The sequence below is a fragment of the Bacillus sp. ABA4_010 genome, from assembly GCF_056159105.1.
Genome location: NZ_JBSWUN010000003.1, coordinates 3,286,792 through 3,299,495 on the forward strand (window position 1 = coordinate 3,286,792; position 12,704 = coordinate 3,299,495).

A 12,704-nucleotide genomic window follows, 5' to 3' on the forward strand; every position below is an offset into this window, starting at 1 on the left:
AGAACGATGAGCAACCCGGCTCGCAGCGCATGCAGCGACACTTGCGACTAAATCATCAAGATTACTCATCTTCTTCTCCCCTTTTTCTTCGACGCTATTTATAGGATGACACATCTTTATATTGTCTGCGAAGCGTTGGGCCATTTTCCAATAAAAACTTAAAAGATCATTTACAGTATTTACATATCATTAGCTGCTGAGCAAGACGCTTCTGCTTGTTGGAACACTTTTTCCCTCGTCATGGCAATAGAGATTTACAGACACGATTTCTCACAATATGGTAAAATGAAAATAGCGCTTTCATAAGTGAGGTGATTCAAATGAACAGGAAAATCGGACAAACTGAAGAACTTTCTTTGTACAGCGAGGAACTGCAGGAAACGATGTCTTTAATCATTTATTTACCTGCATCTTTTTCTCCGCTCTATAAATATTCATTACTAATTGCTCAAGACGGCCAAGATTACTATAAATTTGGAAGGATCCCCCGTCTTATAGAAGAATTGTCCGCCCAAGGACATATACCGAATACTATCTTTTGTGGTATTCCGTATTCTTCTGTCTCAGAAAGAAGGAAGAAATATCATCCGAATGGCGAGCAACATGGTGCGTACATTCGCTTTCTCGCACACGAACTTATCCCGTTTCTCGATGAGCGTTATCCGACCTATCAAGTTGGGAAAGCTCGTGCATTAGCAGGCGATTCTCTTGCTGGAACAGCCTCTCTTTTGGCGGCTCTTACATATCCTCATACGTTCGGAAAAGTCATCATGCATTCGCCATTTGTGAATGATTCGCTTTTACAAAAAGTCGCATCCTTTGAACAGCCTGAACTACTTGACCTCTATCACGTCATTGGCCTTGAAGAAACCAATGTTCAAATGACCGATGGCCATTCGGCAGACTTTTTAACGCCGAACCGACAGCTTCATTCACTGCTGACAGAAAGAGCTTTTCATACCTTTTATGAAGAATTTGCAGGCGACCATCGATGGAAGTATTGGCAACCTGACTTAAAACGGGCTCTTACCGAAATATTGCCGATATAAAGACGCTTTCATCCAAATAGTTCATTGTTATCTGTACATGTAATTTATTTAATCACAAGAGGTTCTGTAGACCGCCTGAATATCGCTTAGGTCTAGAAAATTTGGCATGAGCACTCTTTGACCGTGCCGACATGGTTAGATTGATTTATAGGCACCTGCGTTTTTTTTGAAAATTTGATATAATTATGTTTATCTAGATTACGAATGGGGAGGAAAACCGATGAAATTTGGAGTTGTTATATTTCCATCAAAATCATTGCAAGACGCAGCAAATTCATACCGAAAACGTTATGACAAACATTATGCCTTAATTGCTCCGCATCTCACATTAAAAGAGCCGTTCGAAGCATCTGAAAATGAAATTAAAGAGCTTTCCATTGAATTGGCACGTGTAGCGGAAACAGCGGTACCGTTTGATTTAAATGTAACGAAAGTCAGTTCCTTCTCTCCGGTTAACAATGTCCTGTATTTCAAAGTAGAAAAAACGGAAGCATTGGAACAACTGTACAATGAACTGCATACAGGAAGCTTATTACAGCAATCTCCATACGCCTTTGTTCCACATATTACAATTGGACAAGGCCTTTCCGACGATGAGCACCTTGACGTATACAGCCAGTTAAAGCTCACCGACATCTCTCATTCAGAACGAGTGGATCGATTCCACCTTATGTATCAGCTTGAAAACGAAACATGGACAGTTTATGAAACATTTCGATTTGGAAAGGAATAGACAACTTTGATTATTAAACAAACAACTACTGAACAAGAATTACACGATGCTTTTTATGTTCGAAAACAAGTATTTGTAGAGGAGCAGAACGTTCCTGTTGAAGAAGAAATTGACCAATTCGAAGCGGAAGCTATTCATGTGGTGTTATACGATGAAAAGCAGCCTGTAGGAGCGGGACGCTTCCGTATTGTTGATGGATATGGGAAAGTTGAGCGCATTTGCGTCATGCCTTCCCACCGAAAAAGCGGTGCAGGGAAAATCATTATGAATGAAATGGAAAACATCGCGCGCCAGCAAGGTACTTCCAAGTTGAAGCTAAACGCTCAAACACACGCAGAAGGCTTCTATAAAAAAACTGGCTATGAAACCATTTCAGGCGAGTTTTTAGATGCCGGCATCCCGCATGTCACAATGGTTAAAACGTTAACGTAAGCAGTTGAACTAACATTCCACTTTTCATCCTACTGCTCAAAAAAAGATGCGAAAGAAATTTCGCGTCTTTTTTGTTTGCTTTGTAAAGCCCTTTCCCTACTATATATCCTAAGTTTGATCCCCCTTAAAATTCATCGATTCTTACCTAATTTTTGATAAAATGGGGCATTCCGTACAAAACTATATAGTAATTACGGGATTTAGGAGAATGCATATGGATTTTCTACGTATCGCACTGGAATTGTTCGTCGGTTTTTTCAGCTTATTTTTCTTAACGAAATTTCTTGGAAAGATGACCATTACTCAAATTACGACCTTTGACTTCATTTCCGCTCTCGTACTCGGTGAGCTTGTCGGAAATGCTCTTTACGACCATGAAATTGGATTAACAGAAATTTTGTTTGCTGTCTTTTTTTGGGGGCTCCTGATCTATTCAACCGAATTGGTAACACAAAAAAATATACGTGTTCGGGGATTTTTAGAGGGCAAACCGTCTATTGTCATTTATAAAGGGAAAATTCGCTATGACGAACTGAAAAGAAATCATTTGGACATCGACCAGCTTCAGCATTTATTGCGGGCAAAAGATGCGTTTTCTTTGCGAGAAGTTGAATACGCGATTTTAGAAACGAATGGAACCGTCAGCTTACTGAAAAAAGCAGAGTACGCGGCTCCAACAAAAGGCGATCATCATATGCCAAACAAGCCTCCCGCTCTCCCTCTTACTTTTATTAGTGATGGAAGATTACTGAAAGACAACCTCAATACGAGCGGTTTAAATGAAGTGTGGCTACAAAAAGAGCTGAAGAAAAAGGGAATCAATCATTATTCACAAGTGCTGTACGCAGAATGGGAAGAAGGAAACTCTTTATACGTAGAAACTTATTAACACCCATTATTTGAATACTTGTCACAAAAAAGACCGCTTTCATGACCACCTTTTGCGAACTCAAGGGATGGATAGAAAGCGGCTTTTTACGGTTTGAAGTTTTTTCTCTGTAGCTGAATAGATGACGGCCATTGAATGGCATCTTGACATGATTCAGATTGTTGCTCTACTTGCATGACACAATCCTCTTTTCTATAAAATTCATCAAATGACTTCGTTGATGAGACGTCCTTTTCCAGTTATTTGCCCAAAAATCTCTTCGACTTTTTCACTTGCATATACTTTTTTCTTCGGCGCCACCTTTTCCATTCTCCGTTCATTTTTTGAAGCAAACTCAAATGGTTGGTTTGGCTGTTCTAAATCTGCAGCTATTTTAGGACCGATGACTTTCGTCAGCTTTTGATATTGATGCTTCATAGGAAGCGTACGGTTGGCATATTGCGTATATTGTTCTGGACGGATTGGTAAAATGTATCCCATCTGTTTAACCTCCTCTTTCTGTCTATATAAGTTTTATACCCTTCATAGGGATTGCTACAAACATTCTTCCAGGTCTTTTACTATAAGATACGTTTTGATATGATAGTTTTTGACTGTTCCTTAAAAAGAATTTTACTGGAGACCGATTTTTCTTTTCTTTGGCTCAAATTAATTCATCGCTGCGCCCAAAGAGAATGTCGTCTTTTGAGATTAATCATTCCACGACGAACCTGTTTGATGCTTCTAATTGGTCAAACAGTTTTTCATGCATACATGTCACATTAACGAAAGGGGGAAGCTGCCATTGCTGACACACGCCGTCCATAAAACGAAAAAGATTACACTAGCTGCCCTTTCGCGCGAAAGATATCAGCTTATTCATGAAGCTTGTTTACGTGAAGAGGTTCTATGCGAAAATTGCGGCGAACAGGTCCGGCTTTATCTCGGAATTGAACAGCCTCCTCATTTTTATCATGCAGCGTCTCCACATAACCGGCCACTGTGCGAAGAAATCCATACAGCCGCTAATACGATGACGGCCGTTCATGAAGAAAAGGAAGAATATACGATAAAAAACGGATTTCGGATGCCAAAATCACGTTCCATCGGAGGGCATCCCAATGAAAATCCCATTGAATGGAAAAATTCTACACCTATTGACTCCCTTCCTTCTTTTAAAAAACGTATTATTACGACAACAGACGACACTTCCTACTATATGCAGTCTTTGCAAGAAAAAGGCATTGTCCTTGATGCTCACCAATGGAATGCTGTCTCCACAACAGAAGGACCGCTCCTTATTTTAGCGGGAGCAGGAAGCGGAAAAACACGGGTACTCACAGCCCGAACCGCGTATATGATTCAAGAAAAAGGGATTGACCCGCGTTCCATTATGCTTGTAACCTTTACGGCAAAAGCGGCAAAAGAAATGAAGCAACGGTTGCTTCATTATCCTTTCATGTCCGCAGCCATTGTTCAAAAGCTCGTAGCCGGTACCTTTCATAGCATCTTTTATAAAATGATTGCCCATTTTCAGCCTGAAGCGTGGAACATGGAACGGCTGCTCAAATGGGATTGGCAAAAAGAACAAATCGTGAAAGAAGCGGGACGGGAACTTCACTTAGATGAACGGGAATTTGCCTATGACCAAGCTTTGCAGCAAATCAGTTACTGGAAAAATACATTAACAGGCGTTCGAGATGTTCGCCCTGCTGATCAATGGGAAGAACGCGTTCACCATTTGTACAAGCATTATGAAACAACGAAACAGAAACAAGGGCTATTTGATTTTGATGATATGCTGTATGGCTGTTATGCGATGTTACAAGAGAACCCTTCTCTTCTTGAACGTTACCAGCAACGGCTTCGTTATTTCTTAATTGATGAGTTTCAAGATATCAACAAAGTGCAGTATGAAATTATGAAGATGCTAAGCGCTGGTTCGGCCAATATATGTGCCGTCGGAGATGACGATCAAAGTATTTATGCGTTCCGGGGAAGTGACCCTTCCTTTATTCTGAATTTTAAACACGACTTTGCTGGCACCAAAACGGTTACATTGAGTGAAAATTACCGCTCTGCCCACAATATTGTCGCCTCTGCTAATAAAGTGATTGCTTTAAATAAAGAGCGGCATGAAAAGAAAATGTTCGCACAGTTTGATAACAACAACTATCCTGTTTTATTCTTCCCTTATGACGAAGAGGAAGAAGCCACGATGATTGTCACAGACATAAAAGAGAAAATCCAACAAGGGGCGCAGCCTTCCGATTTTTCCATTTTATATCGCACACACTCTTCATCGAGGGCTATATTTGAACGACTAACCCAATCTCATTTGCCGTTTACAATGGAGCAGGACACGGAATCGTTTTATCAGCGCCGAATTGTACGTAGCATGCTGGGCTTTCTGCGCTTAAGTCTGAACCCTAACGATACAAAAGCGATGCAAGATGTGCTGATGTCTTTATTTTTAAAACAATCAGCATTGAATGACGTGAAAGCCTTCAGCATTTTAAATGATGTGTCGCTCGTGAAAGCCTTAACGTTTTTAGAAAATTTACAGCCCTTTCAGCAAAAGAAACTTAAAAAAATCGTCCCGCTGTTTACCTCGCTCCAGACGATGTCACCGCTTATGGCCATTGAAATGATTGAAAAAGATATGGGATTTGACGACTTTGTTAAAAAGCGCGGAAACGAAGGAAATACGATGGAGAAAGGATCTGATGATGTCCGCGACTTAAAAGTAGCGGCTCGCAAGTTCGAACGAATCTCTGACTTAATTGAGCATGCAGACCATATGATTGCGATGAACAAAGAGATGAAACAACTGAGCAAGCAATTTCGCGACAGTGTTCAGCTTTCCACAATCCACCGAGCAAAAGGATTGGAATACAAGTATGTATATATATTAGGTACTGTAGACGGCGGTCTTCCCCACGACTATGCACTGGAAGCGTATCGAAACGGCGAAGAAAAACCGCTTGAGGAAGAGCGCCGCTTACTGTATGTTGCCATGACCCGTGCCCAACATTCATTGTACTTGTCGGTCCTGCAAACACGGCGCGGCAAAACAGCCTATCCATCGCGCTTTATTAAACCGTTTCTCACGAAAACAGCGAAACGCCCCATTGTCACAAATTAAAAATAGACATTCTTCAAAACAAGGCCCCTGCTGTCAAAAATCCGTTTCTTCGGTTGTTGACAGCAGGGGTTTTACATTCATTTATTTAACATTTTAGCGATTGTTCCAAAGTCGATGGAGTCGCCATTATTAGTAATTGCCTGAACAATTTGATCTTCTTTTGCCTTCGATACCGGTTTATTAGCAATTTGCGACACACGTTTTACAATACCGCGTACCGTTTGTTCGTCTTTAAAGTTGGCATTTTGCAAAGAACCTGCAAGCTCCATTAAATCCTTCATATTGACGCCCGTTTTCTTTTCAATGTTTTGAAATAAATTGTTATCCATGATGACATCCTCCTTTTTGTTGCTTCTATATGATATGTGCCTTGCTCAAAAGTCGTGCCCATTTCTCTCCGTTTTTCTTGAAGGCATTCTTCCCTTTTCTTCTAAAAAGGGAAAGTACGAGTGGGCTACACTCGTACTTTGTTTGTTTTTCTGCATTTCAGGAGGAAATGATTTGAGGGTATTAGCAGAAAGCTGCACCAACGATGATTAATAAGATGAACAATACTACGATTAACGCGAAACCACCGCCGTAGCCGCAGCCGCCGTAACCATATCCGCCGTAACCGTATCCGCAATATCCGTAACCCATGCTTTTGCACCTCCCCTTTCCTTGTTCTTTAATACAATATGAAGCAGGTGGCAAAAACGTATGGGCTCTTTACACAATTTTTTGGGGATTTTCCTACTTCTTCTATTTACTACATCCAAACTGTTGAAACAACCGCATCCATATTAGGTTTTTCTTGTGACTTCCTTTTACGAAGAATGAAACGGATCAGGCAAATCCATTTTATCCAATAGTCGAATCATCGCTTCCTCATCTTCTACTTTCTCCAGTTGTTTCGATATGCGCTGAAACCTTTCCTCTTCTCGTTTGATGAACTCCTCATGCCTTCCCATTACATGTGTCTCAAAAAACTTTTCAAATTCTTTTTCAAATCCCATGTTCCCACCGCCTTTGTTACATCGTATTCCTTTTTAGGCCACGAGTGTCAAACGGTTCTCTTTATATAGAAAGCAAAAAACCGTTCTCTTTGAATCAGAACGGTTTTATTGTGGTTGACTGAGAAGCGGATGCAGCCGCTCTATTAAGGTTTTGATCTTCCGTGCTTGCTTTTCAAATACGAAGCTTCGTTCTCCTTTCCATTGTAAAGAAAGCCATTCAAGCTCCGCTTCGCATTTCTTTAAAGCTGCCAGCAAGATTTGTCGGTCCTTTACCATTTGGAGTGGTAGCTGATCGTCGTATGAATCAACATACAATTCTCCCTTGCTGTCAACCTGGGCTAAAAACACTTCATTCATATCCAATCCTTTTTGTTCAATCTTCGTTTTCAGCCACTGTCTTGTATAGCCAGACATTTTTAATTGTTCATCCAAAATGGTTCCATCCATAATTACCGTTTGCGGCTCTCTTTCTTTCGTATACTTTGCAAAAAGCTGTTCCACAGTGACAGGCTGTTTTTCTGTTTTTAATAAAACACTAATATCTCCATTCGCTTCTAATGTCGCAAACTCAACATCTGCCAAGCGGAAAACATCCTTTTTTCGGAGTTGTTCTAATAATTCATCCGCTGTATATTTTTCTCGTTTCAGATTGCCTTCAAGCACTCTTCCTTCTTGAATGAATACGGTGGAATTTCCTTCGACAAAATTACGGAACCCTTTGCTTCTTAAGGAAATTTGGGCAATGATGAGAGGTGTAAGCACCCAAATCAAAATACTGACAAGCCCATTCACAATGTTCAATTCAATATCCATAGACAACGTACCCGCAATGTCCCCAACGGTAATCCCGACAATATACTCAAAAAATGAGAGCTTAGACAGCTGTTTCTTTCCTAATAACTTCGTCACAATGAATAAACCCGCAATAATTGAAACCGATCGTATGACAATCTGAATCCATTCAGCCATCTAGTGAACTCCTTATCTTTAAGCTGTGTGAAAAATCGATGTCAGCTAGCTTGATGACCGTTTCACACAATCTGCCTTTAATGAAAGTGAACGCCGTTTGTTAACTCATGCTCCAATTCATGAAGCTGTTTTTTCAATTCTTCCATCACTTCTTCTGTTTCCATCATCGCTTCATGAAACAGAATTTGCGATTCTCTTTCGTTTGTCTGTAAGGCATACTCTTGAAGCGAGATATGAATATTTTTCACATTCAGAAAACATTGTTTTACTTGATTAAATAAGGTCACGTTTTTCACCCTTTCGGTTTAAACAATAAGGCTCCAATGAAGCCAAATATGATTGCCGCAGAAATACCAGAGCTTGTTACTTCAAACATTCCGGTTAAAACCCCTACGATCCCGTGCTTTTCCGCCTCCTGTAAGGCCCCGTGCACAAGCGAGTTGCCAAAGCTCGTAATAGGAATGGTCGCCCCTGCTCCGGCAAAGGCAATAAGCGGTTCATATAATCCAAATCCATCTAAAATCGCGCCGGCCACTACAAGAGAACTTAATGCATGAGCAGGTGTTAATTTAAATACATCTAATAAAATTTGTCCGATGACGCAAATACCGCCGCCTACGACAAATGCCCAAAAAAACATTGCTGCCATTCTATCTCCCTCCCGCTTCAATGGATACCGCATGGGCAATGCAAGGGATTGTTTCCTTCTGTTGAAACGATAGTGGCGACAATAATGCTCCTGTTGCCACGACAAGCAAACGCTCAAATTTTCCTTTTTTCATTTCATTTAATAAATGCCCGTATAACACGACAGCCGAACAACCTGGTCCGCTCGCCCCCGACAGTACGGGCTGGTTTTCTTTATAAATCATCAAGCCACAATCTTTGAAACGCTCTTCTCTTAGTTCATATCCTTTTTGCTTTAACAGTTCAAGGGACACTTCTCGGCCAATCTTTCCTAAATCTCCTGTCACAATAAGATCATAATAGTCCGATGTGACCCCTCGGTCTCGCAAATGACTCACAATCGTATCAACAGCTGCCGGTGCCATTGCCCCGCCCATGTTGAAAGGATCGGACAACCCCATATCCACGACACGTCCAATCGTGGCGCTTGTGACAACAGGTCCTGAACCTGTTTGAGCAACAATGGCCGCTCCTGCCCCTGTCACTGTCCACTGTGCGGTAGGCGGTTTTTGTCCCCCGTATTCTGTTGGATAACGAAACTGCTTTTCCACAGCGGCATTATGACTGGAAGCACCCGTTAATACATAACGAGCTCCCTTATAGTTCACAAAAAAAGAGGCAAGTGCCAGTCCCTCCATCGAAGTGGAGCAAGCCCCAAATAGACCGAGATAAGGAATGTGGTTTCTTCTCGCCGCAAAACTTGAAGGAGTCATTTGATTAATTAAATCACCGGCAAGAAAAAACTGAATCTCTTCTTTTGAAAGGGATGCTTTCGTCAGCGCTCGATCGACAGCTTCTTCCAGCAAAATACGATGAGCTTTCTCATAAGAATCTTGCTGCATCCATAAATCTTCATGCAAAATATCAAAATCATCGGCTAAATTCCCGTTCGCCTCAAACGGACCGCCAGTTGTTCCTGTTGAAAGAATGACTGGTCTTTGCTCAAATATCCACGTTTGTTGTCCTTTTAACATTACAAACCGCCCCATTGAATCAAAATCGTTTTTACCAAGGCAACAATAAATGCCCCGAATACACCAAACAAAATCACCGAACCTGCCATCTTAAACATGTTGCCCCCAACTCCTAAAACAAATCCTTCTGTTTTATGTTCAATGGCTGCAGAAATAACAGCATTTCCAAAGCCAGTGACTGGAACAGCACTACCAGCCCCTGCAAACTGGGCAATTCGATCATATACACCAAATCCCGTTAATAACATCGCAATGAAGACCATCGTTGCAACAGTCGGATTTCCTACCGTTTGCTCTGTAAAATTAAAAAAATACATATAAAAATAGGCGATTGCTTGTCCTACTACACAAAACATACCGCCTACCAAAAAAGCTCGGAGGCAATTTTTCAAAACGGGACGCTTTGTTTCAAATTTCTTCTCTAACTGTTGGTATTGTTGCTGAGCAGAAGAGAACTGATGAGTTTTATTCATGTCATGACCTCTTTACGTTTGTTCATCTTTTAGTTTTTTTAAGTTCAACACTTCTTTTTTTACTTTTGCTTCAGACAGCTTTTTTTGCCGAAGTTTTTCAGTCTCCCAAAAAAGCTTTAAATCTCCGGATACAATGACGGCATACGTCGGAAATTGTTTCTCTAAAGCTGCCTTCACTTTTTCTTCTATTTGTTCGGAGCGAAATCGTTCAAAATGAACAAGCTGATAGGCGACTAATAAATGTTCTTCAGCTTCAATAGCTGTAACATCCTTAATTTCCGGAAAAGCATTTTTGACACTTTCTTCAACCAGCTTGTTCCATTGCTCCTGTTTTTCACTCGATTGATGGATATGTAGCACATTTGATTCTTTCGCTTCTTCTTGACAACCCGCCATTGCTAAAGAAACGAAGAGCATTGCCGCTGCTTGCTTGATCATCCTAAAACGCATCCTTTTTGTTGAAATCGTACTTCTTTCTATATGGTGTGCAGTGTTCACTATTTTATGAACCGCCTATGTGAATAAAACGTTAAAAAAAACAGGATTTCGTTACGAAATCCTGTTTTTTTTAACGTTTTGGCAATTTTGAGCCGCATCCACATCCACCAGGTGACGTTTTGGGGGGAGTAGGATAGGGCTGATAAACAGTTGGATTAGATGTAACTGGCTGAGGAGAATTCATTCCGGCTAAAGGTTTCGCTTTCGGTGTTTTTGAAGAAGTCGGATAGCCTGGATAAGAACCGTAATAATGCATTCCGTTCCACCTCTTTTCCATAAAATAAACATTCAGTTGCTCGCACTCCATCATGTTTGCCTCGATACCTTACAAAAAGCACCTTTTCTGATGGAAATGCAATACTACCCCATCCTATTCTGCTGACAAGAGGTCTGTGCTCAGTCATATACCCAATTCTTTTACAAACTTGATTTATATTCGTCCTTCAAATCAATCATGGTCAATGGCGTTTTGTTCATGCAGCACTCTCATGAACCAAGCATCACTTGATGTACGGTTCCTTTTATTTTGTTCATTCGCTGTAGCGTATGGAGATTCAGACGTTGGTTTCTTTTGTACTTCCTTTTCTCTTACTCCTTGCTTCGGCATACTCTCACGCTGCTCTTTATCTTTAATGGATGAAACATCATTAATAAATGATTTCAAAACATTGATTTGTTCAAGCAACTGCTGTTTTTCTTGTTTATGCTGCTCCTTCAGTTGCCCAATCTCATCTTCCAGCTCTTCTTCTCTCCATTCCCTTTGCTGATATTCCAAACATCTATCTCTATAGAAGGAAAGTTGCGATTTGAGAGTTGAGATGTACTTCTTCAAGTTCTCTTCACTAATATTTTTACCGCTCATGTCTTCACTCCCTCGATTAGTCTATCAATAGTTTATGAAGAAACTTTCCTGCTGTGACCGATAGCCGTTTCCCAGTGCCTGAATAGGATATGACTGAGACATTTATAGGGACAGATGTACCTGAAGAAATTCCGCTCCTGTCACGGCACATAAATAATAGTCATTCATACAATATATTAGTCCGATACCCAGATTCAGGGCTCGCAATGAGGACAATTACGATTAGGAGGTAAAACTATGCGAGATTCAGAAAAGCTTTGTATCCGTGTGCCTAAAGTATATGATTGGGTTAATCGTCAAGTTGACTTACCTTTAATAAGCTTTGTAGGTAACAAAGGATTAGCAAAGTTAAAGTTTGATTGTGAAGACACTCCAGGTAAAAAAGACGATCCATGTGATGTGCTTGGTAAACATACCATCACAAGATGCTTCTTAAGTGATGCACAAGGACACCCAATTGATTCCCTTAATTCCCCTGCAGTTGAAATTACAGAGATTGTTCAACCAGACGGACGCTTAAACGTCACTTCTACATTGCCAAACGGCGACAGAGTCACTCTTCAAAAAGTAAAAGTATTAGTCAAAGGCTTCTTCGTTATTGAAGTATCCAACGCACAAGGTGAAGTTTGCATCTCCGAGCCTCAACCGTTCGCTGTTGCTCAAACATTCTTCTTATGTGCCCCTCCAGGAACAGAAGTAGTCGGCCACATTACATTCTTTGAGTGTGATGCACACTTAATCTGTGACAATTGTGAGTTCCAGCAATTAGACGTATCCCTCACATTCTGCTTAGATGTTCAAATGGAAGCAACAGTGAAAATTGAAGTAGACGGACGCTTCTGCCGCCCTCGTCAAGAACTTCCAATTAACATTTGCGATGTAAACCAGCTTCCACCGCAATGTCCAGATGTCTTCCCTGGTGACACTCATCACCATCACGATTGCTAAAGCTGTAACTTATAGAGGAGAGTTTTCTCCTCTATTTTTTTATTACACAATTTCTCCTTCTATGCCTAACT

At 40.8% G+C, this 12,704-nt stretch carries 18 protein-coding genes; 6 read left to right on the plus strand and 12 right to left on the minus strand.

Going from position 1 to position 12,704, the window contains the following annotated elements; genetic code table 11:
• Positions 1-320: 320 nt before the first annotated feature.
• From ACXAEO_RS17345 to ACXAEO_RS17360, 4 genes are all read left to right on the plus strand, one after another.
• Positions 321-1,049, plus strand: coding sequence for an alpha/beta hydrolase (locus ACXAEO_RS17345; protein WP_474883276.1), 729 nt, complete (start codon positions 321-323; stop codon positions 1,047-1,049).
• A gap of 220 nt (positions 1,050-1,269) precedes the next feature.
• Positions 1,270-1,782 carry a YjcG family protein gene (locus tag ACXAEO_RS17350; protein ID WP_474883277.1) on the plus strand — a complete coding sequence of 171 codons (513 nt, stop codon included), beginning with the start codon at positions 1,270-1,272 and terminating at the stop codon, positions 1,780-1,782.
• A gap of 6 nt (positions 1,783-1,788) precedes the next feature.
• A complete protein-coding gene (locus ACXAEO_RS17355; protein ID WP_474883278.1) occupies positions 1,789-2,214 on the plus strand; it encodes a GNAT family N-acetyltransferase in 426 nt (141 codons plus the stop codon).
• Between the two features lie 214 nt (positions 2,215-2,428).
• Entirely contained in the window at positions 2,429-3,103 is a 675-nt protein-coding gene (locus ACXAEO_RS17360) for a DUF421 domain-containing protein (protein ID WP_474883279.1), read from the plus strand.
• A 204-nt stretch (positions 3,104-3,307) separates the two neighbouring features.
• On the opposite strand, the gene ACXAEO_RS17365 is transcribed toward ACXAEO_RS17360, so the two are convergent.
• Positions 3,308-3,583, minus strand: coding sequence for a hypothetical protein (locus ACXAEO_RS17365; protein WP_474883280.1), 276 nt, complete (start codon positions 3,581-3,583; stop codon positions 3,308-3,310).
• 307 nt (positions 3,584-3,890) lie between these two features.
• On the opposite strand from ACXAEO_RS17365, the gene ACXAEO_RS17370 reads away from it, so the two are divergent.
• Positions 3,891-6,227: an ATP-dependent helicase gene (locus tag ACXAEO_RS17370; RefSeq protein WP_474884262.1), complete on the plus strand. Its 2,337-nt coding sequence runs from the start codon at positions 3,891-3,893 to the stop codon at positions 6,225-6,227.
• Positions 6,228-6,304: 77 nt separating this feature from the next.
• Here ACXAEO_RS17370 and spoVIF read toward each other — a convergent pair whose 3' ends face one another.
• The 11 genes from spoVIF to ACXAEO_RS17425 form a co-directional block, all read right to left on the minus strand.
• On the minus strand, positions 6,305-6,556 hold the full coding sequence (gene spoVIF / locus ACXAEO_RS17375; protein ID WP_474883281.1) for a sporulation-specific transcription regulator SpoVIF: 252 nt from the start codon (positions 6,554-6,556) through the stop codon (positions 6,305-6,307).
• 181 nt (positions 6,557-6,737) lie between these two features.
• Complete coding sequence (locus ACXAEO_RS17380) at positions 6,738-6,866, minus strand: YjcZ family sporulation protein (RefSeq protein WP_474883282.1); 129 nt, start codon at positions 6,864-6,866, stop codon at positions 6,738-6,740.
• A 167-nt stretch (positions 6,867-7,033) separates the two neighbouring features.
• Entirely contained in the window at positions 7,034-7,222 is a 189-nt protein-coding gene (locus tag ACXAEO_RS17385; protein ID WP_474883283.1) for a hypothetical protein, read from the minus strand.
• Between the two features lie 105 nt (positions 7,223-7,327).
• Positions 7,328-8,191 (minus strand): DUF421 domain-containing protein, encoded by an 864-nt coding sequence (locus ACXAEO_RS17390; protein ID WP_474883284.1) that lies wholly within the window; start codon positions 8,189-8,191, stop codon positions 7,328-7,330.
• A gap of 77 nt (positions 8,192-8,268) precedes the next feature.
• Complete coding sequence (locus ACXAEO_RS17395; RefSeq protein WP_474883285.1) at positions 8,269-8,478, minus strand: DUF1657 domain-containing protein; 210 nt, start codon at positions 8,476-8,478, stop codon at positions 8,269-8,271.
• 5 nt (positions 8,479-8,483) lie between these two features.
• Complete coding sequence (gene spoVAE, locus ACXAEO_RS17400; RefSeq protein WP_474883286.1) at positions 8,484-8,840, minus strand: stage V sporulation protein AE; 357 nt, start codon at positions 8,838-8,840, stop codon at positions 8,484-8,486.
• Between the two features lies 1 nt (position 8,841).
• Complete coding sequence (gene spoVAD, locus ACXAEO_RS17405) at positions 8,842-9,852, minus strand: stage V sporulation protein AD (RefSeq protein WP_474883287.1); 1,011 nt, start codon at positions 9,850-9,852, stop codon at positions 8,842-8,844.
• Complete coding sequence (spoVAC, locus tag ACXAEO_RS17410; RefSeq protein WP_474883288.1) at positions 9,852-10,325, minus strand: stage V sporulation protein AC; 474 nt, start codon at positions 10,323-10,325, stop codon at positions 9,852-9,854. The genes spoVAD and spoVAC overlap by 1 nt, the downstream gene beginning before the upstream one ends.
• Positions 10,326-10,337: 12 nt before the next feature.
• Entirely contained in the window at positions 10,338-10,763 is a 426-nt protein-coding gene (locus ACXAEO_RS17415) for a hypothetical protein (RefSeq protein ID WP_474883289.1), read from the minus strand.
• A 130-nt stretch (positions 10,764-10,893) separates the two neighbouring features.
• Complete coding sequence (locus ACXAEO_RS17420) at positions 10,894-11,079, minus strand: hypothetical protein (protein ID WP_474883290.1); 186 nt, start codon at positions 11,077-11,079, stop codon at positions 10,894-10,896.
• A 192-nt stretch (positions 11,080-11,271) separates the two neighbouring features.
• The gene (locus tag ACXAEO_RS17425; protein WP_474883291.1) at positions 11,272-11,598 is read right to left on the minus strand and encodes a hypothetical protein; all 327 of its coding nucleotides are present in this window, start codon (positions 11,596-11,598) and stop codon (positions 11,272-11,274) included.
• A 324-nt stretch (positions 11,599-11,922) separates the two neighbouring features.
• Here ACXAEO_RS17425 and ACXAEO_RS17430 point away from each other — a divergent pair, with 324 nt between their 5' ends.
• Positions 11,923-12,633: a BMQ_0737 family morphogenetic spore coat protein gene (locus tag ACXAEO_RS17430; protein ID WP_474883292.1), complete on the plus strand. Its 711-nt coding sequence runs from the start codon at positions 11,923-11,925 to the stop codon at positions 12,631-12,633.
• The last annotated feature ends 71 nt before the right edge of the window (positions 12,634-12,704 follow it).